Here is a 21973-nt window from a genome sequence, read left to right on the forward strand (position 1 = left end):
GAGCGCGGTGTTCCTGCCTGACGTACCCCGGTACGCCTTCGCGGCAACATCTGGTCAGTGCGAAGGCTGACACTCTGCATGCGAAATCATCCGATGGGCGCACCACTGGGTATACTTCACACTTTCCGAATTTCACAACGAATCCATTCTTCATCATGACTAAAGCCAATCCCTGGTCGACTCCCATGCCGGACGAACAGTTCGAGATCATGCGCGACATCATTGCGGCTCCCAGCCCGGTGGGCCTGGAGTCGGCGATGACCCTGGGCGTTCTGCAGCCCTATTTCGACAGCTTCATGCCCTCGAGCTGGGAAATGCATCAGTTTGTCGGCAATGCCGGGGTCGTGTGGGATTCTCACCCGGGCGAGGACGATCGTTTCAGCGTGATGCTGGTGGGCCATGCCGACAAGATTCGCATGCAGGTGCGCAAGATCGGCAGCGATGGCAAGGTCTACGTCAACAGCGACTCCTTCCTGCCGTGTACCCTGATCGGCCACGAAGTGACGGTGTTCAGCGAGAACCCGGACGAACCGGGTGCCTATCGATCACTGAATGGCGGCACCATCGAGGCCATGGGAGCCATCCACTTCTCGGATCCGGCGCAGCGTACCGGCGACAAGGGCATCCGTCCCAATTCCCTGTATCTGGATCTGCAGGTCCATGGTGACAACAAGGCTGATCAGATCAAGCGTCTGGGTCTCAAGCCCGGCGATCCGATCCTGTTGAATCGTCCCATCAAGCGCGGATTCAGTCCCGATACCTTCTACGGCGCCTACCTGGACAACGGTCTGGGCTGCTTCGTGACCGCCGAGGTGGCCAGACTGGTGGCCGAGGCCGGTGATACGCAGAACATTCGTGTGCTGTACGCCATTGCCTCGCATGAAGAGATCGGTCGGTTCGGCAGCCGGGTGCTGGCCGGAGAGATGGCGCCGGATGTCCTGATTGCCATTGATGTGAATCACGACTACGTGGCAGCTCCGGGCATCGGTGATCGCAACATGCAGCCACTGGAGATGGGCAAGGGCTTCACACTGACCAGTGGCGCCATTGTCAGCGAGCAGCTCAATGCCCGGATCAAGCGCGCGGCGGCCAGTGAAGGCATACCCATGCAGATCGATGTCAGCGGTCGTGACACCGGCACCGATGGCATGGCCTCGGTTCTGGCCAGTGTGGACAGTGCGGCAACCTCCGTCGGTTTTCCCACGCGCAACATGCACACGATCTCGGAATCGGGTCATACGGGGGATGTACTGGCCGCTATTCATGCGCTGAAGGCGACATTGCTGGCGATGGACCAGGAAGAGGATCTGCATCATGCATTCAGAACCTCACATCCTCGACTCGACCAGACGGAACCGCTGAGCCATCAGGGCTTTGCCAAGCTGGACAAGAAGAAGGGAAAGTAGCGCTGTGTTGCGCGGCGGCAGCTACGGCTGCCGTTGTGCATGGTGTCCCGGGAGGGATTCGAACCCCCGACCTGCCCCTTAGGAGGGGGCTGCTCTATCCAGCTGAGCTACCGGGACGGCAGACACAGTGCCGCAGTATAGCTAAAACAGGGCCGCAGGGATGAACATTGCGTGATTCGAGCTGACAGGCAATGTCGAGTCGAATGAGAACCGAGCATTCACTACAGGTAGTCACATGACAGATCAGTCCGATATGGGTGGTACGCAGGAATCCTCCGAACGGCGCTCCAGCGAGCGTGTGCAGGACGCCATTGCCCTGCATGTCGAGCGACTGACCGATCTGCCGGCAGCCGGTCAGGTCGTCCGTGCACCGGCGAGGCAGTCGGTCCGCAAGCGCGACAAGTACGAGATCGATGGTTACGCGGAGGTCTGCCGGGATCACCCGGAAGTGGCTGCCTACATCGATGCTCTGGAAGAACGCATCCGTGAACTGTTGCTCGGCGGAGAAAGCGCACCGATCCGGCCGACACACAAGGTCAGCCTGTCGGCCGGCGGGATCCGGTTTCAGGATACGCTGTTGCTGCAGCCGGGTGAAATGGTAGGTCTGACCATGACGCTCTTTCCCAGTGGACAGCGGATCGGAACGGATGCGCTGATTCTGGCAGGTAATGATTCACCCGAGGTGGCTCGCGGGGATTCACCGACCTATCGCGCCAGATTCGTGCGAATGAGTGACGCGGATCGCCAGACCATTGGCGATCACGTGCAGAGTCTGCTCGGCAAGAGAACAAATCTACAGGATTGAGTGATGACTTCCATTGGCGCAGATGCGCAACACTGTATCGACAACAAGACCAAGCCACTCGGCTCCCTGGGGCTGCTGGAAGCCCTGGCTGTGCAGTTGGCCACGGTTCAGGAGACTCTGAAACCGCAGGTGGATCCGGCGCGCATCATCGTCTTCGGTGCCGATCATGGCGTCGGAGTAGCCGGAGTCAGTGCATTTCCGGTTGAAGTCACGGCGCAGATGATGACCAACTTTGCAGCGGGCGGTGCCGCCGTGAATGTACTGGGCGCCAACGCAGGTGCCTCGCTGGAAGTGGTGGACGTTGGCGTGGCGTCCGATCTGGGTCATCTGCAAGGCGTACTCGACTGCAAGGTCAGGGGCGGGAGCCGCAATCTGATTCATGAGGCTGCCATGTCGCATGAGGAGCTGGATCAAGCGTTGCAGGTCGGGCGTGAAGCAGTGGTGCGGGCTGTTGCGGATGGACATCGCTGTCTGGGTCTGGGTGAGATGGGCATAGCCAATACCACATCGGCCGCCATTCTCGTCGGCCTCATGTGTGGCGAGGATGCGCAGACCGTCACCGGGCGTGGCACCGGTGTGGATGATCAGCAGTTGACCTGGAAGCAGGTGGTGGTCGGCGACGTCATCGAGCGTCTGACCGGGCAGAGCGATGATCCGCTGGAGTGCCTGCGCCAGGCAGGTGGTCTGGAAGTGGCTGCACTGGTGGGTGCCATGCTGGAAGCACCTGCGCATCGTTTGCCGGTACTGGTCGACGGCTTCATTGTCACGGCGGCCGCGCTGATTGCCTGTCGGATGAAGCCCTCGGTGCGCGATGTGCTGTTCTTTGCCCATCAGTCGGCTGAAGCGGGTCATGTGCTCGCCCTGAACGAACTGCAGGCCAGACCCATTCTGCAACTGGACATGCGGCTGGGAGAAGGGTCGGCCACGGCGCTGGCCCTGCCGATACTGCGCGGAGCTGCCGCCATACTGCGTGACATGGCCAGTTTTGCCGACGCTGGCGTTTCCACCAGCGCGTGATGGCGGTACTGCCCGGCTGCTGCACCACACTGTCAGGACTGGCGAACCCATGCAGGAACTGAATCGTCTGGCAACAGCGATCATGTTCCTGACGCGACTGCCCACGGGAACTCTGGCCAGTGGCGAGGCCACCGAGCTGGTCCGGTCGACCCGCTATTTTCCGCTGGTGGGTTTCATCGTGGGGTCGATGCTGGCAGCCAGTCTGGCCATCCTGCAGCAGCTGTTGCCGATCTCCGTGTCGATTGCACTGATGCTGCTGCTCTCCGTGCGGCTCACCGGCGCCTTTCACGAAGATGGGCTGGCCGATGTCGCTGACAGTGCCGGTGCCTTCGGCGTTGATCGCAAGCTGGAGATCATGCGCGACAGCCGCGTCGGCACCTATGGTGCACTGGCGCTGATTCTGCTCGTCGTGATCAAGCTGCTGAGTCTGTGGGAACTGTGGATGCTGGCCCCGCAGCTGTGTCTGGCCACGCTGATCTGTGCCCACGTGCTGAGTCGCTGGAGCAGTGTCTGTCTGATGGTGCTGGAAGAGTATGCCCGGCCGGAAGCTGCCAACAAGGTCGTGGCTGAAGGGGTTGATCGGCGTTGTCTGCTGCACGCCAGCCTGTGCACCGCGGCGGTTCTGTTGCCATTGGCTCTGTGGCAGGGTGCCGGTCTCTACCTGCTGTTCATCGTTGCCTGGCTGGTCGTGTTGCTGTCCGGCAGACGCTTTCGTGCCGTTTTCGGAGGGATAACCGGGGACTGCCTGGGGGCTGCCAATCAGGTGGTCGAAGTGACAGTCCTGCTGAGTGTGCTGATGGTGGTGTCATGGCATTGAAGTCCCTCTACCTGATTCGACACGGGCATACCGAATGGCATGCGACGGGCGGCGTTGCGGGCAGTTCCGATATCGCACTGGCCGAGCAGGGGCGAGATGCCATCCGGCAGCTGGCTGCCAGCTTGCAGCAGATGATGGTGACACCACAAGCCTGGTACTGCAGTCCGATGTTGCGAACCCGGCAGAGCTCGGATCTGCTGCGCGAACACTGGTGGTCAGATGAGACCGGTTCCACGGCTGCAGCTGACCGGATATTGCCCGATACCCTGCTGGATGCGCGTCTGGTGGAGCTCGATTTCGGGGACTGGGAGGGCATGACCTGGGCCGATGTGCATGAGCAGCACGCCGATGTCATGCAAGCCTGGGCAGAAGACTGGGTGAATCGTGCACCTCCCGGCGGAGAGCGCTTTGCCAGTCAGGCGGCGCGTTGTCAGGCGTGGCTGGAAGAGGCCCGCAAGGCGCTGGCCGATGTCGAATCGGCATCGGCCGTGGTTGTCAGCCACGGTGGCAGTATCCGGGCGCTGTTGTGTCTGTGCCTGGGCTGGTCATTACAGCGCGCCATGAGTTTCCGGGTTGACCCGGCCTCGCTGACGCACCTGCAGTTCGACGCCAGCGAGGCTCGCTGGCTGACCCGCGGCATCAATGTGCGGCGCGCTCCCTGAGCGAACTCAACACCTCGGCCACATGTGTGTCCAGCCAACGCTGGCGACCTTGAAGAAAACCGACATGGCCACCGGCCTGCGGTATCTCCAGCGTGGTCTCGGCGGACAGTTCTGCGGCCTCCGGAAGAATCTGCGGGGTGAAGAAGGGGTCGTCATGAGCACACAGGATGTGCGTGGGGGTGCGGATAGCGGGCAGGAACTGGCGAGCACTGCAGCGCTCATAGTATTCACGGGCGTCGGCAAAACCGTGCAGCGGCGCCGTGATGGCATCGTCGAATTTCCACAGGGAGTCCAGACGCCGGGTGGCAGGCGGCAGGTTCAGTTCGGGGTAGATCTGACGTTTGTTCTCGTGGTGTCTGCGCATCAGCCGCAGCAGGTGCGCCTGATACAGGCGCGAGACACCGCTGTTGAGCTTGTTGGCGCCTTCCTGCAGAACCAGCGGCGGTGAGACGGCCATGGCGCCGCTCAACAGGGCATTGCTGCCGTTTTCACCGAGGTATTTCAGCAGCGCATTGGCACCCAGAGAATAGCCCAGGGCATAGCGCGGCGTGTCGCCGAAGCGCTGCTGCAGGAACCGGATGAACCACTGGACATCATCGCTGGCGCCCGAGTGATAGGCCCGTGGCAGGCGGTTGGGTTCGCCACTGCAGCCGCGCCAGTGCATCAGCATCGGCCGAAAGCCGGCCAGTTCCAGAGTCCTCCAGACGCCACGGATGTAGTTGCTGTTCACGCTCCCGGCAAGGCCATGGAAGATGGCAACCAGTTCGCCTTGGCTCTGCTGACTGAGATTGACGTCGATGAAGTCACCGTCCGGTAGTTCGATGCGCTCATGATCGGTCTGAACCGCAGCCGGTCTGAGAAGCTGACTGGCCACGATGGTCTGCAGATGAGGGTTGCTGAGCCAGCGTGATGGTGTATAGGTGCTCTGGATGATCGGCATGGGTGAGTGACTTTTTTGCGAATATTCTGTTGCTTAAATGCCAATGCGGACTAAATTTACAGTCCGATGACTACAACTGTGTGTAAGCGGACCGGACTATGAGAATTCTTGTCGCCAACGACGATGGGTATCTGTCTCCCGGCATTCGTGCGCTTCACAACGCCATGAAGACGCTGGGCGAGGCGACCATTGTGGCGCCGGATCGCAACCACAGTGGTGCCAGCAATTCACTGACATTATCCCATCCGATCCATGCCCGGCGCCATGAGCCGGACATCTATTCACTCGAAGGCACGCCGACCGATTGCGTGAACGTCGCGCTCAGTGGCTTGCTGGAAGAGGAGCACGACATGGTGGTCAGCGGAATCAACGACGGGCCCAATATGGGCGATGATGTGTTGTATTCGGGCACTGTGGCGGCGGCCATCGAAGGGCGTCATCTGGGGCATCCGGCGGTGGCCGTGTCCATGGCCAGCCACGCACCGAAGCATTTCGAGACGGCGGCAACAGTCATGCGCAATCTGGTGGCGCACCTGAAGGAAGTCCCCTTGCCGATGGATACCATCCTCAACATCAATGTACCGGATCTGCCCTTTGATGAACTGGCCGGTCTGCGTGCCACACGCCTCGGCACCCGGCATCCCTCCAAGGAAGCCATCAAGCAGCTCAGTCCGCGTGGAGAAACCATCTTCTGGATAGGGGCTGCCGGGGATGTGGCCGATGACGGTCCGGGCACCGATTTCGGTGCCGTTCGCGACGGCTTCGTGTCGGTGACGCCGCTGCAGATCGATCTGACGCGAATGGACAGTGTAGCCCCGGTGAGTGCCTGGCTGGAGAGACTCTCGTGATCGCCAGCCCCGAGCAGATTGCCGGTATCGGATTTACCTCGCAACGCACTCGAAGCCGCATGATCCGTCGCCTGATCGATCGCGGCATCGAGAACGAAGCCCTGTTGCAGGTCATGGCCTCGGTGCCGCGGCATCTGTTCGTCGATGAGGCGATTGCCTCACGTGCCTACGAGGATGTGGCTCTGCCCATCGGTGAAGGACAGACCATCTCGCAGCCCTATGCGGTGGCTCGCATGACGGAAATCCTGCTCGAGGACGGTCCGCTGAACCGTGTGCTGGAAGTGGGAACCGGTTCAGGTTATCAGGCCGCCGTGCTGTCTCGACTGGTCGAAGCGGTGTTCACGGTGGAGCGCATCGGTTCCCTGCTGGAGCGGGCACGCCGGCGTTTCAGGGCATTGCAGTATCACAATATTCATTCGCGCTACAGTGACGGTGGCTGGGGCTGGTCCAGTCATGGCCCGTATGACGGTATCATCGTGACCGCGGCCCCGCCGAGTATCCCCGAACCTCTGCTGGAACAGCTTGCCATTGGCGGCCGCATGATCGTACCGGTGGGTGAGCAGAGCGGCATGCAGGCGTTGACGATCATTACCCGAACGCGGCAGGGATTCAGTCAATATCGTGAATGTGACGTGAAATTTGTGCCTTTTCTTTCTGGTAAGTCCTGAGCAGGCAACTACACTTCCTTGATCGTGAGTGAATCTGTCACGTCCTGCCGGATGGTGATGGCGAACACAAACAGTATTATCGAGTGATCCATGAAGCTTCTGCAACGCGTTTGCTGCCTGACCGTTCTGTCCCTGACTGTCTCGGGCTGCGTGTCAGTGCCCAGAGTCGAGGAAAGCCTGAACAGTCTCGATCTGGACTCGGGCACCTATGTGGTGCGGGCCGGGGATACGCTGGAGAGTATCGCCTTTCGCTACAAGCTCTCACCGAATGAGCTGGCAGCTCTGAACCCGGACAAGGGCAGGCATTTTGCGGCCGGCACCCATCTGAACATTCGTTCGGCATCCAACGCGCGGGAGAGCTATCGCTCGGAGGCTGCCTGGGCAGAAGCGCAGCAGCCCGCCGCGGCATCGGCGCCACGACGTGACCCTTATCGGGATGAACGGGATGATCGCGCCGTGGTATCTCGCGTCGAAACACCCAGGGCAGTACCGCAGACGCAGCCGCAGCGCCATGAAGTGCCCGAGAACCGATCGGTATTCACACCGGCGGTCAACGCCGTGGTCTCCGATGTGACACTGCTCGATACCCGCAAGCCGTATCGGCGACCGGAAGCCCCGGTGCAGGAGATTGCGCCGGAAACTCCTCAGCCCATGGTGCCGCGCGAGTCGACCTTTGCCGGTCGGGAGATCGTTGAAGAGGAATATGCCGGCAATGATGCCTTGCTTGACAGCCGGGGGGTGAGCGATCGATTGCAGCCCCTGGTCGGCAGCTGGACCTGGCCGACGCAGGGACCGGTGGCCCGCGGATTCGCACCGATTCAGGAAGGACGACATGGCGTCGACATTGCCGGTGTTCCCGGGCAACCCGTGGTAGCCGTGAAGGATGGTGTGGTGGCCTACTCGGGCAAGGATCCCAGCGGTTCGGGCAATCTGATCATCGTCAAGCACGATGGATCGCTGCTGACGGCCTATTCCCACACCAAGGATCTGTATGTCGCAGAGAACGACACCGTCAGGGCAGGGGATCCGATCGGTACGCTGGGCTGGAACGCGCAACAGGAGTCTGTGCTCAGGTTCGAGGTACGCAAGGATGGCAATTCATTGAATCCGATGGATTTTCTTTCCGCTCGGTAATGCAACTTTTCATGAGTCTCGCGCCTTGCAGGCACAGGCGAGTAACAGTGTCCCGGGGAATTTATACGTTAGTCCATGGAAATTGCATTAGCAAGTCGATCTAAGTTGCTTTAATATATAAAAAAAACAGCAAGAGAGTGTCTCATGACACAGCATTGGGGAAATTTCACGATGTCCACTGACGACCGCGCCGGCTGGAGCCGACGAGGTAGTAGTGGGTCTTCAACTGCCGCTGCAATCAGCGATGACGACTCTGGCGAGAAGATCACTGCCAGCAAGTTGCGGGATGGTTCGAGGAAGGAGATGGACGCCACGCGTCTGTATCTGAAGGAAATCGAACATTCAGAGCTTCTGACTGCCGACGAGGAAAAGATGTACACCCGTCTGGCTCAGAAAGGTTGCGAGAAGTCTCGTGCCAAGATGATCGAATGCAATCTGCGCCTGGTGGTCAAGATTGCTCGCCGCTACATGAACCGTGGGCTGGCCCTGCTGGATCTCATCGAAGAAGGCAATCTGGGGCTGATTCACTCGGTCGAGAAATTCGACCCCGAGCGCGGCTTTCGCTTCTCCACCTACGCGACCTGGTGGATTCGCCAGACCATCGAACGTGGCCTGATGAACCAGACACGCACCATTCGTCTGCCGATTCATGTCGTGAAAGAGATGAATGTCTACATCAAGGCCGAGCGTCGTCTGCAACAGTCACTGGATCGTGAGCCAACGGCAGAAGACATCGCGGCTCTGACGGAACGACCGGTGGAAGACGTGATTCGCCTGCTGGGACTGCGTGATCGAGTCACCTCTGTGGATGTGGCCATCGGCAAGGACGGCGAACGACCACTGCTGGACATCATTCCTGACGAAAACAACGTGGATCCATCCATGGTGCTGCAGGACGAGACGGTGAACTCCAACATCAACGACTGGTTGCTGAAGCTCGAATCCAAACAGCGCGAAGTGCTGGTACGACGCTTTGGACTGCACGGCCACGAGAAGTGCACACTCGAGGAAGTCGGTCAGGAACTGGGCGTGACTCGCGAGCGAGTCCGGCAGATCCAGATGGAAGCGCTGAAGCGATTGCGCCGGATTCTGGAAGGCAGTGGCTATTCCGCAGAAAATCTGTTTCTGGCCTGAGTTCGGCGGCTGATACGAGACCCGTTGCCGCCGTGATCGCACACGGTGGCACGCAGTCGCACCCCGAGTTCAGGACTCCGTGCGCAGCCGGTTCTGTTGAAACCGGCTGATCTCCTGTTCGACATCCCTGACAAAGCGGCTCATGCCGGCCAGAACGGCCGCATTGTAGTATTCATCGCCGGCTTTCAATGCATCGACGGCAGACGCCATGTCAGCATGTGCCGCTTTCGAGCGCAATTCCAGCCTGTCGATCGCAACCCATTGCTCTTCATTCGGCACCCTGTGCGCCAGGGTGCTGGCTTGCCTATTGTCCACTGACGAGTATGCCAGTGACTTCGTCAACGCATCGAATTCGGCAATGACCGTGTAGGACCGTTCCACATTGCATTGAGCCTGATGATTGAAGTTACTCAGGGATAAAACGCACGTAGCGAGATTCGGTTGACCGCAGAGTACATGGCAGACACCGACGTCACTGCTTGTGATGGTGTGTAGCGGCGGATGCAGTCGCCGGAATCGCCAAGCGGAGCGCTTGCCTGCCTGGCTGCAGGCGATTTCCGGCCGTGCAGGTGGGTAGAGGTGGCGGAGTCAATCCTCCTTGAGCGGATCATGTCCCCAGTTCATCAGTGAATGACGCCAGTTCGAGTGTTCCTTGCCTTCATCCGGTCCGCCCTGCGACAAGTGGCGCTTGATGTAGCCCACAACCTTGGCCATGTGGTCCCACTGATCATCGCTGATGTCATCCTTGTTGCTGCGCTTGATCTCGACGATGCGGCGCCCGGAGGCGTGTCCGGTGCTCTCCCCGTCGTCGCTGTCGCCGACCGATTTCGAGTCATCGGTCTCCAGCCAGTCTTGCAGTTCCTGTGGCGCCATATTGACCAGATCGCGCCATTCCGACCAGATTTCCTCGCGTGATTTCGATGATGACATGATTGATTCCCGTGGAGCTGATGAAGGCAGGGGCCTGCTTCTGACAAGGCCAAAACTAGCCTGAAACAGGCAGACAGGAGAACGACTTGCAATTTGTTCTCGCGTCGAACGCGGTAAGCTGGAATGCGAGATGACGGCTGATTCCCGGCCCGACCACTGGAGACACCACTGTCATGAGCATGCAATCAGGTTCACGCTTTCGCGATCTGCACCGTCCCGGCAAGCCCTTCGTCCTTGCCAATGCCTGGGATGCCGGATCGGCAAGGATGCTCGAAGCTCTCGGCGCCGAAGCCATCGGGACTTCCTCGGCCGCGCACGCATTCACTCTGGGCAGGCCGGACATGGGCCATGTAACCCGGGACGAAGCTCTGGCGCATGCAAGCGACCTGGTAGCCGCCGTGAAAGTGCCGGTTTCCGGCGACTTCGAGAATGGTTTCGGCGATGACCCCGATACCTGCGCCATGACGGTGAAACTGGCGTTCGAGGCCGGTCTTGCCGGTATCTCCATTGAAGATACTGCACTGCCTTCGGCCACGCCCTATGAGCGCGCGCTGGCCGTTGAACGCATTCGTGCGGCCTGCGCTGCTGCGCGCGCACTGCCTGGCGACTTCGTGCTGGTGGCACGCGCCGACGGCGTGATGAATGGCCAGTACGACATCGATGAAGCATTGGCGCGCCTGGCCGGTTACGAGGCGGCGGGTGCCGATTGTGTGTATGTGCCCTTGCCGGGTACGCTGGAGGATCAGGCTCGCATCTGCGCAGCCACGGAACTTCCGGTGAATGCGCTGGCTGCGGGTCCTTTCACCCGCCATAGCTGGGGGCAGTTCGCCGCCGCCGGAGTGGCTCGCATATCCCTGGGTTCGGCCCTTGCACGAGCCACACATCGTCTTATCGTCGACGCCGGCAGCGCCATGTTCGAACAGGGCGATTTCTCATTGTTGTCGAAGTCGATATCGGGAGACGTGGTGGATGGTCTGGTGAGTCGTCAGGGGGACTCGGCGCTGTTTTCGAAGAAATAGAGCAACTCCAATCTGCAGAAATAGCAATTTGTTATAAACATATAGAAGTATATATGTTATAAAGTCAACTGCAGATCATCAATGGGTTCGGATCAGTCGACAAGTTGGGGTGATGCCCGGTCGATTGGCAGTGGGCATGACGGCCAACTCGCCAAGCTCGGTCTGCGGCCCGGGTGTTTCGCCCGGGTTGAACACTGACCTCGGGAGAACCAACAATCTTGCTCACTCAGCCCATTGCATCGGCCTTCAGGCGTGATGAGCATCGGCAGATTCGCAAGGTCGAAGGTCTGGTGAGTTGCATCTGGTGGAGAGTTGGCGTGCGGGTGGGTGGTGCCGACCTGTGGGCAAGTCTGCAGCTCGGCAGGAATTCGCTGCTCGGATCGTTTGCCGATGACGGTAGTTCTTGTCCTGGACCCGAGGCCTCATGACCGGTTCCTGGCTATTGGGGAAATTCTCCTTACGACGTCCATGGCATGCAGCAGTGACGCTGGATACCTTGCGGGAGGATGCGCTCGCAGGCCTGACCAATGCAGCCATCGTCCTGCCTCAGGGAGTGGCCTTTGCAGTCATCGCCGGTCTTCCGCCGGAGTATGGATTGTTCACGGCCATGATCACGCCGGTGATTGCAGCCATCTGGGGTTCATCCATGGTGATGGTGTCGGGACCAACTACGGCGATATCGGCGGTGATGTTCGCCTCGTTGTCGCAGTTTGCGCCACCGGGTACGCCTCTCTACGTGCAGTTTGCGCTTGCATTGACGATTGTCGCCGGTCTGTTTCAATTGCTGGCAGGCGTTTTTCGGCTGGGAGGACTGATCTCCTTCATCTCGCATTCCGTCATGGTCGGGTTCACAGCCGCAGCAGCGTTGCTGATCGGTGCGTCGCAGATTGGCGGAGCGCTCGGAATCAGCGTAGATGGCGGCGGCGGGGTGGCCGAGCGGATCATGCAGGTCGCCGATCACTGGCGAATGGTCAATCCGGTGGCCATGATGATCGCCTTGACGACTCTGGTGACGATCATCGTCTGTCAACGCTTGAGCAAGCGCATACCGTCCTATCTGTTGGCATTGTTTGTCGGATCGGCTATCGGCGAGGTGCTGGCAGCGGAGGAGGCCGGCGTGGCAATGTTCCAGAAGCTGCCTTCCATCGTGCCGGCGATGACTGTTCCGGAGGTTTCGCTGTCGGACATCTCTGCGCTGATGCCCGCTGCTCTGTCGGTTGCCTTTGTCGGGCTGCTGGAAGCGATCAGCATCGGTCGCTCGTTTGCAATGCGACGCCAGGAACGGTATGACTCCAATCAGGAAATCGTGGGTCAAGGCATGTCGAATGTCGTAGCCGGATTTTTCCAGGCCTATGCGGGCTCCGGATCCTTTACCCGTTCGGCCTTGAATCTGGAGTCTGGCGCTCGCACCCCGCTGGCAGCGATTCTGGCGGCACTCTTCCTGTTCATCCTGCTGTTCCTGGTTGCACCTCTGGTCGATCGAATTCCCAAGCCGGCGGTGGCTGGTATCGTCATCTATGTGGCCTGGCGCCTGATCAGCTTCGTCGAAATTCATCACATCCTGCGCAGTAGCCGCAGTGAAACGCTGATCCTCAGTCTGACCTTTCTGGCTGGTGTGACCACTGAGCTGGAGAACGCAATATTTGTCGGAGTTATAACTTCGCTTGCCGTATTTCTGCACCGTAGCGCGCGTCCACATCTGGCTGAGATCTCGCCCATCGTCTATCACGGTCGCAGGTTGTTGCGTGGTGTGGACTACCACGCGCTTGAGCAATGCCCGCAAATCAGTGTGTTGCGTCTGGAAGGACCTTTGTTCTTTGGCTCGGTTGAACATGTGGAATCCGAGCTTCGTCGCTTCGAGAGTCGAGCTCCGAATCGCAACTTGAAGGTTCTGGCCCTGAAAGGGCTGGGAAAGATCGACCTGTCCGGTGTTGATCTGCTGGTGTCAGAGTATCTGAGGTCTCGCAAGGCAGGCGGCGATCTGCATGTCGTGATCGCCTACAAGGAAACCGTGCTGGCGCTCAAACGGATGAATCTTTTTTCGGTCATCGACAAGTCCAGGGTTCATCCGAGCAAGGCTGAAGCGATCGGTGCTGTCATGGAGCAGGTTGATCCGGACATCTGTGCCGGATGCCGCATTCGGGCCTTTGTCGAGTGCGCAGGCAAACCAGCCCCTGACGGAGTTTCTCGAGAAAGCACGCCACCGGTCGTGGACGCGCTTGGTACGCATGGAATGAGTTTCAGGGACTGATGCGGAACGCCATGAGCTCAGATTCCACACAATGCAAGTTTGTACATCCATTACATCCTGTGAACACTGCACGTAGTGACAAGCGTTGCATCATCACGACAACACGAGAATGAAAACATGAATGACTATCCCGAACTGAGATTGTTGATCGACGGCGAGTGGCGTGGCGGCTCGACGGGAGCAACGCAGGATGTGATCAATCCAGCGACCGAAGAAGTTCTGGGTGCTCTTCCGGTTGCCTCGGCTGAGGATCTTGACGCGGCCCTTGAATCGTCCGGGCGTGGCTTCGCAATCTGGCGGGCCATGTCCTGTTATGAGCGAGCTCGAATCATGATGATGGCAGCGCAGCTGATCCGCGAACGCAACGAGTTGATTGCAATTGCCGTGACACTGGAGAACGGCAAACCCCTGGCAGAGTCTCGCATGGAAGTCGGAACGGTGGCCGATATTCTCGAGTTCAGCGCAGAGGAAGGAAAACGTCTGCATGGGAGAATCGTCGAGGGACGTGCAGCTGGCGTTCAGCATCATGTGGTCAAGGAGCCGGTTGGAGTCTGCCTTGCAATAACGCCCTGGAATTTTCCGATCAATACGGTCGCCAAGAAAACCGGGGCAGCGCTGGGTGCGGGATGTTCACTGATTCTCAAGGCATCGAACGAGACACCGGCATCTGCCATTCTGCTGGTGCAGGCGTTGATGGATGCAGGCCTGCCTGCGGGCGTGGTGAATGTCGTCTTCGGTCCCTCCGCGCAATTGACCCGCCATCTGATGTCATCCAGCATCGTTCGCAAGGTGTCGCTGACAGGCTCGGTGCCTGTTGGCAAGCAGTTGGCGGCAATGGCAGCCGACAGGATGCAACGATTGACCATGGAACTGGGAGGTCATGCCCCTGTCGTCGTGTTTGATGATGTGGATATCGGCAAGGCTGTCGACCTGCTGGTGCCGGGCAAGTTTCGCAATGCCGGGCAGATCTGTATTTCGCCGACTCGCTTCTTCGTGCAGGAGGCGATTTACTCGGATTTCGTCAAGGCCTTCAGCGAACGAGCTGCAGCTATCAAGGTGGGTGATGGCATGACTCGGGGTACCATGATGGGGCCATTGGCCAATGCACGCAGGCTGGCTGCGATGGATGACTTCGTGGCCGATGCGAAGTCTCGTGGATCGACCATCACGACGGGTGGCGAACGAGTGGGTGAACGAGGCTATTTCTTCGCACCAACCGTGATCGAGAATGCCGCGGACGACAGTCTGCTCATGACCGAGGAGCCGTTCGGTCCGATGGCACCGATGACGCGATTCCGTTCGATCGATGAAGTGGCCGAACGCGCCAACGCGCTGGAGCTTGGTCTGGCATCGTATGCCTTGACCAATTCACTGGAGCGCGCGACGCGAATTGGCGAAGCGTTGCAGGCCGGCATGGTTGGCATCAATACGGTGGCAATAGCCATTCCGGAAACCCCGTTTGGTGGGGTCAAGGAAAGTGGTTACGGTGTCGAGGGTGGCCCCGAAAGTCTGGATCATTATGTCGTGCCGAAGTCCATCGCCATGAAGCCAGGCTTGTAAAAGCCTGATAATCATTACACCGATCATCAGGAAAAGGCCACGCGCGATGGGCGTGGCCTCTTCGAAGCAGTCGGATGATCAGGAAGCAGCGAGTACGTAATCGCCTTCGGTGTGCATGTACAGGATGCAATCATCGTCAGACTCACACGCAACCGTGTGTGAGGCCTCTCCGCGGGACCCGAAATAGCTTCCCGGATTCAAACTGTTGGTTTCTGTCTCGCCTGACATCGTGACTTGCGTGGTGCCTTGAATGGTGACGGCACGCATCAGTGGGGCATCGGTGCTCAGTGTCCCGTTGTAACCACTTGGCAGTTTGACGAACGTACCATTCTTTTCGTTGCCTTCCAGGCTGCCCCAGAGGAATGCCATCTGCGCTCCATCATCACCGTCCACCCATTGCACATCCTCGGCATCCAGCCAGACAACATTACGGGCATCGACATTGACCGGAAGTTCATCGCTGGCGAAAGCCTGGTCGGCCGGTTTGACCAGATAGGGGCCTGACAGGATTTCCAGGAAGATCATCGGGGTCTTGCCATCGGCGCTCTTGGCGGCGGTAATGTGGTTTTCACCCAGGGGTTGAGTCCAGAACGAACCGGGTCCCATCCACATGTTGGCTGCGTCGGGATCGTCATTATGAGCGAGCCCATTGATCACGACTGCGCGATAGGTAATGTTGTGTATGTGTGGTGGGGATGAAAAACCGTCTGCGAAGGTCACCAGCATGCCCGAGGGAACGTCTTCGCGGATATTGCCCCAGAGTGCTCCGGACCGAGGACTGGCATCGCCACGTGCCGGGTTGAGCGGGATGAACTTGACATCCGTGTCCCTGACCAGTTCGTTGCCCGGTTCTGCTGCCAGCAGCGGGGTGTTTGCGGTAGCCAGCAGGCTCAGTGCCAGGCCGAGAGCGTGGTAGCGATTCGATTTCATGCGTATCTCCTGTATCGATGATTGGTGTTCACGCGTGTGATGTTGTTGACCTTGATAGTCGGGACAAGCGTGATTTTCAAACGCTCAGGCACAGCTCGTCGATCAAGGCCGAGCAGATGCTACTACGTTGGAACGCACAAAAGTAAAAATATGTATTGATATATACCTTTATATGTTTTACAGTGCAGTTGTGGTAACGAATCGTCGTCTGTATTCGAATGCACACACGTCCTGATGGAGGTGTGTTGAGGCTGCAGAAGCTGCGTGGAGGATTCCACGGAAGAGTGCGCACCCATGGGGCCGGGTGAGCTGGCACGATACGGATAGTATCCGCTCGTCATGTCCATTCACGATAAGAAAGAGGAAATCACATGTCCGAAGAGAAGTCGCTTGCCGGCAAGACAGCAGTAGTAACCGGAGCTGGTCGTGGTGTCGGGCGCTCGATTGCGCTTTATTTTGCTCGCGCGGGAGCCGATCTCGCCATTTGCTCGCGCACTCTGGCGGAGCTGGAAGCGGTCAAGGCCGAAGTGGAGGCCGAGGGTGTTCGTTGCATCATTGCTGCCGTGGATCTTGCGAATCAGGAGGCTACGCAGCGCTTCTGTGCAGATGTCATGACTGAATTCAAATCTATCGATGTACTGGTCAACAATGCAGGGGCGGAACTCGAAAATGGAAAAATCGAAGAGTCGGACCCGCAGAACTGGTGGAAAACGGTCGAGATCAATGTTCGAGGGCCCTATATGGTGACTCGATTTCTGCTGGAAGGGCTGTCGGAAGGGGCCAAGATCATCAACGTTTCATCCGGAATGGGCAAGCGTGCCGGTAATAGCAACAGCGCTTACCATGTTTCCAAGGCGGCGATGAACATGCTCACCGATGCTCTGGCCAATGAGCTATGGCCACGCAGAATCGACGTCAACAATCTGATTCCCGGCCCCGTAGCGACCAGCATGCTCAACAAGGACAAGCCCGGCGATCGACGCACCACGCCCGAAGAAGTGCTGGAGAGATTCGCAGACGCACTGCCGCCGGGGTTCCCCGAGTGGGAAAGGTTGAAGCATCCCGATGAAGTCGGGGAGTTGGCACTGTACATGGCAACACGGCCTGTCGGCGGGCCAACAGGCCAGAGTTTCTCGCTTGCACGACGCCCGCTTTGAAGAGTCATTCGAATCGCGGCTTCCGCTTACCTCCGATGATGATTTTACGTGGCAGCTGTTGCCAGCGACCAAGGGTATAGATGATGAAAGCGTTGATAGCAGGCCTGAATCAGACCAATCTTGCGATCTGCAAACTGTTGCGATGGTTGACCATCCTGTTGATGGGTGCGATCACGCTGAATGTTTTCGTCGGCGTTTTCTGGCGCTATGCCCTCAATAGCTCGATTCCCTGGTATGAAGAAGCCGGCAAGTACATGATGTTCTGGCTTGTATTTGTCGCCGCACCGATCGTTTTGAAAAACCGTGGACAGATTGCGCTGGATATCCTGCCCAGCCTGTTGCCTCCAAGGCTACGCAATCTCAATTACCTGATCATCTATTGCATCGTGTTTGTGCTGATGTGCGTGTTTGTCTGGCAGGGCTACAGCATTGCCTGGATCGCCCGCAATCAACAACCCTCTTCTTTCGAGATGTCATTTTTCTGGATCTACTTTGCCATTCCCTTTGGCAGCTTTGTCATGGCCCTGATATCTCTGGAATTTTCCCTGAGTGCCTTGCTCGGCATTTTCAGTCCCGACGAGGTTGATCTCGAACCGGGAAGCATGATCGATAACTCGTTGTCGTGAAACGGCATTCGACCTCAATAATCAAGTTCAGGCCGCAGCCATTCTGCGGAATCTAGGGAGGAAATTGGCACCATGGCAGCTCTGACGTTTTTCTGGGTATTTCTGTTCTTCATGGCGGTGGGGATACCGATCGTGTTCGCACTGGCTGCGGGGCCGCTGGCCGGGTTCCTGCTGACCGATCAGGCTGCTTTCATGAAAATGCTGCCGCAGCGCATGTTTGGCGGTATAGCGCAGTTCCCCATACTCGCGATTCCGTTGTTCATCCTGGCGGGCGAGGTGATGAATGTCAGTGGTATCACCAGGAGTCTGGTGCATTTTGCCAACGTGCTTATCGGTCATGTGCGCGCCGGTCTGGCGCAGGCAAACATTCTTGCTTCGATCATGTTTGCCGGGCTCAGTGGATCGGCGGTGGCAGATACCTCAGCGTTGGGTTCCATCTTCATTCCGGCAATGGAAAAGGACGGTTATTCTCGTGCGTTCTCCGCGGCCGTGACTGCGGCAAGCTCGGTCATCGGACCGATCATTCCTCCCAGTATCATCATGGTTATCTATGCCTATGTGATGAATGTTTCGGTGGCTGCACTGTTTCTTGCTGGCATCATACCTGGTGCCATGGTTGGTATTGGCTTGATGGTGGTTACCGCCATCATCGGAAAGCGACGCAATTATCCGAAGGCTGAACGACGAGCCAGCAAAGGTGAGATGTGGGGAGCTTTCAAACCCGCTCTTTTGCCATTGATGACCCCGGTGATCATACTTGGCGGCATCGTGTCGGGAATCGTTACTCCCACCGAGGCTGCCGCAGCTGCCGTCTTCTATGCCTTGATTCTGTCCATGCTGATTACACGCACGGTCAAGCCTTCCGATCTGCCTGGCATCCTGTACCGCACTGGTCTGGTGTCCTCATCCATTCTGCTGATCGTCGGTTCGGCCACGATCTTCGGTTGGGCGGCGACCGTGTCTGGCGTACCACAGGCTTTGGCTGAACTTCTGTTCACCATTACCGAGAACCCGTATCTGTTGCTTCTGCTGGTCAATATACTGTTGCTGTTCATCGGCATGTTTCTGGATGCGGTGCCTGCGATTCTCATTCTGGGGCCGATATTTGGTCCCGCACTGGCGCAGGTAGGTGTCGATCCCGTTCACTTTGCCATCATCATGTGCGTCAACGTTACCGTCGGCCTGGTGACGCCACCCATGGGCATGATTCTGTTTGTCGCATCCGGGCTGACCCGAACGGGCATCGAAAAGATCTCCCGTGAACTCTGGCCGTATCTCGCTGTGCATTTTCTGGTCATCGTGCTGATTTCCATGATCCCGGCACTGACCCTCACCATTCCACGCCTGTTCGGTTTCATGTAAAGCCGCACAGACCCACTACAGACAATACAGGGGGAGGACCCGATGTCTATCAACAACAGCAGTAGAAAACTTGTCATTGGCCTGAGCGGTAGTCTGTTCAGTGCCTTGGCATTCACAGCCAGTGTGCATGCCGCTGACTACACGCTCAAGATTGGCCATGTCTCGGCGGTTTCACAGCCCTTGTCGACCTGCGCCGAGGTGATGAAGTCCCATGTCGAGCGATACTCGGGGGGGCGTATAGAGGTAAAGCACTATCCGGCAGGTCAATTGGGCAACTTTCGGGAAAATGTCGAGGCGGTGCAGTTTGGAACGCTCGAGATGACGCTGACCTCCGGCGGTGGCATTGCCAATTTTTTCGGCCCCATCCAGGCCTTTGATATTCCCTATATGTTCGAGAATGATCAGGTGATGGACAAGGTCATGGCTGATCGTGAATTGACCGAGCGGTTGCGTGCCGACGTACTCAAGGCGACAGGGTCCGTAAGATTGATGGGCATGACGGGTGGTGTTGGCTGGCGAGACTTCTTCGCCGATGTGCCGATAAAGACGGCAGCAGACCTCAAGGGTGTGAAGATGCGTACGGTGGAGTCGCCGGTTTCGATGGAGTTTGCCCGCGCGCTTGGCATGAACCCGACGCCGGTGCCCTGGCCCGAGCTCTACACTTCGCTGGCAACTGGCGTGGTCCACGGTACCAAGAATGCCCTTTCCGACGTGGTTGATACTTCATTGAACGACTATGTCAAATACGCTGTTGCCGATCACCATACGCATAATCTGATCTTCTGGTGGATGTCGGATACCTGGCTGCAGAAACTACCTGAAGACTTGCAGGGAGTGGTGGCTGACGGCTTCCATGAGCTGAACAAGACCTGCAATGGTTTGCCTGGTGCCCTGTACCTCGAGAAATACCAGAAGTTCGTGGATGGCGGCGGTGAGGTGCATATCCCCTCTGCCGAGGAAAAAGCGACGTTTCTGCCCGGACAGCAGCCGGTGATCGACTGGTTTGTCGACAAGTATGGTTCCGAGTATTACGACCTTGTTCAGGCGGCTGTCGACAGGGCAAATGCCGAGATCGAAGCCGAGAGGGCCAGTTTCATCAAGCAGTAGTACTCACCTTCGGTATCTGCACCGGCGAATCTCGTCGGTGCAGCTGATGTTGCGAGAGTCGAGTAAGCCAATGGCGCAGGTTGGTAATGCAAGACGACAAGGCGAATCATGAAACAGGGCGGTGGGGCAGAACATTGGCGCTGAGCCGCTTCGACGCAGTGAATCATTTTGAACAAGGCAAGCTGACAGGTATCTCATGAACAAGACTTACGACACGGCCGTGGCAGCGCTCGACGGAGTGCTGACTGACGGTATGCTGATCGCTGCGGGAGGTTTTGGCCTCTGTGGAATTCCGGAATTGCTGATCTCGGCCATTCGAGACGCAGGCACCCGGGACCTGACGATAGCGAGCAACAATGCAGGCGTTGACGGGTTCGGACTAGGCATATTGCTGGAGAGCCGTCAGGTCAGGAAGATGATCAGCTCCTATGTGGGGGAAAATGCGGAATTCATGCGTCAGTACCTCTCGGGAGAACTGGAGCTTGAATTCAATCCGCAAGGTACCCTGGCTGAACGGATGCGTGCAGGCGGCTGTGGTATTCCGGGCTTTTATACTCGTACTGGCGCGGGAACCGTCATTGCAGAAGGCAAGGAAAGCAAGCTGTTCGATGGCGAGGAATACATACTCGAAAGGGGAATCGTGGCGGATCTGTCGATCGTCAAGGCCTGGAAAGCCGATGATACCGGTAATCTGGTGTTTCGCAAGACCGCACGCAACTTCAATCCGCCCGCGGCGATGTGCGGCAGAATCTGTATCGCCGAAGTTGAGGAAATCGTCCCACGCGGCACGCTGGATCCCGATCATGTTCATCTGCCGGGTATCTATGTGCACCGCCTGGTGCAGGGGACACACGAAAAACGAATAGAACAGCGCACCACGCGCAAGAGGGAGACAGACTGATGCCTTGGGATCGTAACCGGATGGCTGCACGCGCAGCCGAAGAACTTGACGATGGAATGTACGTGAATCTGGGCATCGGTATTCCGACACTGGTTGCCAACCATACCGGCGACAAGGACATCACATTGCAGTCCGAAAACGGCATGTTGGGCATGGGGCCGTTCCCGCTGGAAGGTGAGGAAGACGCCGATCTGATCAATGCAGGCAAACAGACCATCACGGAACTGGCGCGAACCAGCTACTTCGACAGTGCAAGCAGTTTTGGCATGATCCGCGGTGGGAAGATCGCGGCGGCGATACTGGGGGCCATGGAGGTAGCCGAAAACGGTGACCTGGCCAACTGGATGATTCCGGGCAAGCTGGTCAAGGGCATGGGTGGTGCGATGGATCTGGTCGCGGGTGTCGGACGAGTGATCGTGGTCATGGATCACACCAACAAACACGGCGAGAGCAAGCTGCTGAAACAATGCACTCTGCCTCTGACAGGCAAGGCAGTCGTCAACCGGATCATCACCAATCTGGGCGTACTGGATGTCGTTGAAGGCGGTTTGAAGATTGTCGAATGTGCCGATGGCGTCAGCGAAGAGGATTTGCGGGCAGCCACGGAGGCGACCATCGTGTGAGCAGTGGACGACAGTAGTTCATCGGAGTTGGCGAACGAGTCGCCTGTATTGTCACAGTCGCGGCGTTTCGCTTGAA

Annotated in this window: 23 protein-coding genes and 1 tRNA gene; 19 read left to right on the top strand and 5 right to left on the bottom strand. The window is 58.1% G+C overall.

The window, feature by feature from the left end:
* Positions 1-155: 155 nt before the first annotated feature.
* On the top strand, positions 156-1406 hold the full coding sequence (locus tag ACUNV4_RS04565) for a M28 family peptidase (RefSeq protein ID WP_430877306.1): 1251 nt from the start codon (positions 156-158) through the stop codon (positions 1404-1406).
* 40 nt (positions 1407-1446) lie between these two features.
* Here the strand turns inward: ACUNV4_RS04565 and ACUNV4_RS04570 are convergent.
* A tRNA-Arg gene (locus ACUNV4_RS04570) sits at positions 1447-1523 on the bottom strand.
* Between the two features lie 118 nt (positions 1524-1641).
* Between ACUNV4_RS04570 and ACUNV4_RS04575 the strand changes: the two genes are divergently transcribed.
* From ACUNV4_RS04575 to ACUNV4_RS04590, 4 genes are read left to right on the top strand one after another with little or no spacing between them, the layout of a single operon-like run.
* Positions 1642-2211 (top strand): hypothetical protein, encoded by a 570-nt coding sequence (locus tag ACUNV4_RS04575; RefSeq protein WP_430877307.1) that lies wholly within the window; start codon positions 1642-1644, stop codon positions 2209-2211.
* A gap of 3 nt (positions 2212-2214) precedes the next feature.
* Entirely contained in the window at positions 2215-3228 is a 1014-nt protein-coding gene (cobT, locus tag ACUNV4_RS04580; protein WP_430877308.1) for a nicotinate-nucleotide--dimethylbenzimidazole phosphoribosyltransferase, read from the top strand.
* A 49-nt stretch (positions 3229-3277) separates the two neighbouring features.
* Complete coding sequence (gene cobS / locus ACUNV4_RS04585; RefSeq protein ID WP_430877309.1) at positions 3278-4045, top strand: adenosylcobinamide-GDP ribazoletransferase; 768 nt, start codon at positions 3278-3280, stop codon at positions 4043-4045.
* A complete protein-coding gene (locus ACUNV4_RS04590) occupies positions 4036-4707 on the top strand; it encodes a histidine phosphatase family protein (RefSeq protein ID WP_430877310.1) in 672 nt (223 codons plus the stop codon). Before cobS ends, ACUNV4_RS04590 begins: the two co-directional genes overlap by 10 nt.
* Here ACUNV4_RS04590 and ACUNV4_RS04595 read toward each other — a convergent pair.
* On the bottom strand, positions 4685-5647 hold the full coding sequence (locus ACUNV4_RS04595) for a hydrolase (RefSeq protein WP_430877311.1): 963 nt from the start codon (positions 5645-5647) through the stop codon (positions 4685-4687). The genes ACUNV4_RS04590 and ACUNV4_RS04595 overlap by 23 nt on opposite strands.
* A gap of 98 nt (positions 5648-5745) precedes the next feature.
* Here ACUNV4_RS04595 and surE point away from each other — a divergent pair, with 98 nt between their 5' ends.
* The 4 genes from surE (at position 5746) to rpoS (ending at position 9431) form a co-directional block, all read left to right on the top strand.
* Positions 5746-6495 (top strand): 5'/3'-nucleotidase SurE, encoded by a 750-nt coding sequence (surE, locus tag ACUNV4_RS04600; protein WP_430877312.1) that lies wholly within the window; start codon positions 5746-5748, stop codon positions 6493-6495.
* Positions 6492-7163, top strand: coding sequence for a protein-L-isoaspartate(D-aspartate) O-methyltransferase (locus tag ACUNV4_RS04605; protein WP_430877313.1), 672 nt, complete (start codon positions 6492-6494; stop codon positions 7161-7163). Before surE ends, ACUNV4_RS04605 begins: the two co-directional genes overlap by 4 nt.
* 90 nt (positions 7164-7253) lie before the next feature.
* Positions 7254-8297 (top strand): peptidoglycan DD-metalloendopeptidase family protein, encoded by a 1044-nt coding sequence (locus tag ACUNV4_RS04610; protein ID WP_430877314.1) that lies wholly within the window; start codon positions 7254-7256, stop codon positions 8295-8297.
* A gap of 171 nt (positions 8298-8468) precedes the next feature.
* The gene (gene rpoS, locus ACUNV4_RS04615; protein ID WP_430877315.1) at positions 8469-9431 is read left to right on the top strand and encodes an RNA polymerase sigma factor RpoS; all 963 of its coding nucleotides are present in this window, start codon (positions 8469-8471) and stop codon (positions 9429-9431) included.
* 69 nt (positions 9432-9500) lie between these two features.
* Here the strand turns inward: rpoS and ACUNV4_RS04620 are convergent, their stop codons facing one another.
* Positions 9501-9746: a hypothetical protein gene (locus tag ACUNV4_RS04620; protein ID WP_430877316.1), complete on the bottom strand. Its 246-nt coding sequence runs from the start codon at positions 9744-9746 to the stop codon at positions 9501-9503.
* A gap of 273 nt (positions 9747-10019) precedes the next feature.
* Positions 10020-10361, bottom strand: coding sequence for a DUF3140 domain-containing protein (locus tag ACUNV4_RS04625; protein WP_430877317.1), 342 nt, complete (start codon positions 10359-10361; stop codon positions 10020-10022).
* 173 nt (positions 10362-10534) lie between these two features.
* Here ACUNV4_RS04625 and ACUNV4_RS04630 point away from each other — a divergent pair, with 173 nt between their 5' ends.
* The 4 genes from ACUNV4_RS04630 to ACUNV4_RS04645 all read left to right on the top strand — a co-directional run bounded on the left by ACUNV4_RS04630 (position 10535) and on the right by ACUNV4_RS04645 (position 15191).
* Positions 10535-11380, top strand: a complete 846-nt coding sequence (locus tag ACUNV4_RS04630; protein ID WP_430877318.1) for an isocitrate lyase/PEP mutase family protein — start codon at positions 10535-10537, stop codon at positions 11378-11380.
* 218 nt (positions 11381-11598) lie between these two features.
* Positions 11599-11808 carry a hypothetical protein gene (locus tag ACUNV4_RS04635; protein WP_430877319.1) on the top strand — a complete coding sequence of 70 codons (210 nt, stop codon included), beginning with the start codon at positions 11599-11601 and terminating at the stop codon, positions 11806-11808.
* Positions 11805-13631: a SulP family inorganic anion transporter gene (locus ACUNV4_RS04640; protein ID WP_430877320.1), complete on the top strand. Its 1827-nt coding sequence runs from the start codon at positions 11805-11807 to the stop codon at positions 13629-13631. Before ACUNV4_RS04635 ends, ACUNV4_RS04640 begins: the two co-directional genes overlap by 4 nt.
* Positions 13632-13748: 117 nt before the next feature.
* Positions 13749-15191, top strand: coding sequence for an NAD-dependent succinate-semialdehyde dehydrogenase (locus ACUNV4_RS04645; protein ID WP_430877321.1), 1443 nt, complete (start codon positions 13749-13751; stop codon positions 15189-15191).
* A gap of 78 nt (positions 15192-15269) precedes the next feature.
* On the opposite strand, the gene ACUNV4_RS04650 is transcribed toward ACUNV4_RS04645, so the two are convergent.
* Complete coding sequence (locus ACUNV4_RS04650; protein WP_430877322.1) at positions 15270-16121, bottom strand: DUF4437 domain-containing protein; 852 nt, start codon at positions 16119-16121, stop codon at positions 15270-15272.
* 371 nt (positions 16122-16492) lie between these two features.
* Between ACUNV4_RS04650 and ACUNV4_RS04655 the strand changes: the two genes are divergently transcribed.
* The 6 genes from ACUNV4_RS04655 (at position 16493) to ACUNV4_RS04680 (ending at position 21897) form a co-directional block, all read left to right on the top strand.
* Positions 16493-17278 (top strand): SDR family NAD(P)-dependent oxidoreductase, encoded by a 786-nt coding sequence (locus ACUNV4_RS04655; protein WP_430877323.1) that lies wholly within the window; start codon positions 16493-16495, stop codon positions 17276-17278.
* An 83-nt stretch (positions 17279-17361) separates the two neighbouring features.
* Positions 17362-17904 carry a TRAP transporter small permease gene (locus ACUNV4_RS04660; RefSeq protein ID WP_430877324.1) on the top strand — a complete coding sequence of 181 codons (543 nt, stop codon included), beginning with the start codon at positions 17362-17364 and terminating at the stop codon, positions 17902-17904.
* Between the two features lie 72 nt (positions 17905-17976).
* A complete protein-coding gene (locus ACUNV4_RS04665) occupies positions 17977-19266 on the top strand; it encodes a TRAP transporter large permease (RefSeq protein WP_430877325.1) in 1290 nt (429 codons plus the stop codon).
* A gap of 42 nt (positions 19267-19308) precedes the next feature.
* Positions 19309-20373 carry a TRAP transporter substrate-binding protein DctP gene (gene dctP / locus ACUNV4_RS04670; RefSeq protein WP_430877326.1) on the top strand — a complete coding sequence of 355 codons (1065 nt, stop codon included), beginning with the start codon at positions 19309-19311 and terminating at the stop codon, positions 20371-20373.
* 196 nt (positions 20374-20569) lie between these two features.
* Entirely contained in the window at positions 20570-21274 is a 705-nt protein-coding gene (locus ACUNV4_RS04675) for a CoA transferase subunit A (protein WP_430877327.1), read from the top strand.
* Positions 21274-21897 (top strand): 3-oxoacid CoA-transferase subunit B, encoded by a 624-nt coding sequence (locus ACUNV4_RS04680; protein ID WP_430877328.1) that lies wholly within the window; start codon positions 21274-21276, stop codon positions 21895-21897. The genes ACUNV4_RS04675 and ACUNV4_RS04680 overlap by 1 nt, the downstream gene beginning before the upstream one ends.
* The last annotated feature ends 76 nt before the right edge of the window (positions 21898-21973 follow it).

Source organism: Granulosicoccus sp. 3-233, assembly GCF_052681095.1.

Bases quoted from the DNA above. Each gene is read 5' to 3' on its own strand.
- ACUNV4_RS04565 (WP_430877306.1), top strand. From the start codon at position 156: ATGACTAAAGCCAATCCCTGGTCGACTCCCATGCCGGACGAACAGTTC.
- ACUNV4_RS04575 (WP_430877307.1), top strand. From the start codon at position 1,642: ATGACAGATCAGTCCGATATGGGTGGTACGCAGGAATCCTCCGAACGG.
- cobT (WP_430877308.1), top strand. From the start codon at position 2,215: ATGACTTCCATTGGCGCAGATGCGCAACACTGTATCGACAACAAGACC.
- cobS (WP_430877309.1), top strand. From the start codon at position 3,278: ATGCAGGAACTGAATCGTCTGGCAACAGCGATCATGTTCCTGACGCGA.
- ACUNV4_RS04590 (WP_430877310.1), top strand. From the start codon at position 4,036: ATGGCATTGAAGTCCCTCTACCTGATTCGACACGGGCATACCGAATGG.
- ACUNV4_RS04595 (WP_430877311.1), bottom strand. From the start codon at position 5,647: ATGCCGATCATCCAGAGCACCTATACACCATCACGCTGGCTCAGCAAC.
- surE (WP_430877312.1), top strand. From the start codon at position 5,746: ATGAGAATTCTTGTCGCCAACGACGATGGGTATCTGTCTCCCGGCATT.
- ACUNV4_RS04610 (WP_430877314.1), top strand. From the start codon at position 7,254: ATGAAGCTTCTGCAACGCGTTTGCTGCCTGACCGTTCTGTCCCTGACT.
- rpoS (WP_430877315.1), top strand. From the start codon at position 8,469: ATGTCCACTGACGACCGCGCCGGCTGGAGCCGACGAGGTAGTAGTGGG.
- ACUNV4_RS04625 (WP_430877317.1), bottom strand. From the start codon at position 10,361: ATGTCATCATCGAAATCACGCGAGGAAATCTGGTCGGAATGGCGCGAT.
- ACUNV4_RS04630 (WP_430877318.1), top strand. From the start codon at position 10,535: ATGAGCATGCAATCAGGTTCACGCTTTCGCGATCTGCACCGTCCCGGC.
- ACUNV4_RS04640 (WP_430877320.1), top strand. From the start codon at position 11,805: ATGACCGGTTCCTGGCTATTGGGGAAATTCTCCTTACGACGTCCATGG.
- ACUNV4_RS04645 (WP_430877321.1), top strand. From the start codon at position 13,749: ATGAATGACTATCCCGAACTGAGATTGTTGATCGACGGCGAGTGGCGT.
- ACUNV4_RS04650 (WP_430877322.1), bottom strand. From the start codon at position 16,121: ATGAAATCGAATCGCTACCACGCTCTCGGCCTGGCACTGAGCCTGCTG.
- ACUNV4_RS04655 (WP_430877323.1), top strand. From the start codon at position 16,493: ATGTCCGAAGAGAAGTCGCTTGCCGGCAAGACAGCAGTAGTAACCGGA.
- ACUNV4_RS04660 (WP_430877324.1), top strand. From the start codon at position 17,362: ATGAAAGCGTTGATAGCAGGCCTGAATCAGACCAATCTTGCGATCTGC.
- ACUNV4_RS04665 (WP_430877325.1), top strand. From the start codon at position 17,977: ATGGCAGCTCTGACGTTTTTCTGGGTATTTCTGTTCTTCATGGCGGTG.
- dctP (WP_430877326.1), top strand. From the start codon at position 19,309: ATGTCTATCAACAACAGCAGTAGAAAACTTGTCATTGGCCTGAGCGGT.
- ACUNV4_RS04675 (WP_430877327.1), top strand. From the start codon at position 20,570: ATGAACAAGACTTACGACACGGCCGTGGCAGCGCTCGACGGAGTGCTG.
- ACUNV4_RS04680 (WP_430877328.1), top strand. From the start codon at position 21,274: ATGCCTTGGGATCGTAACCGGATGGCTGCACGCGCAGCCGAAGAACTT.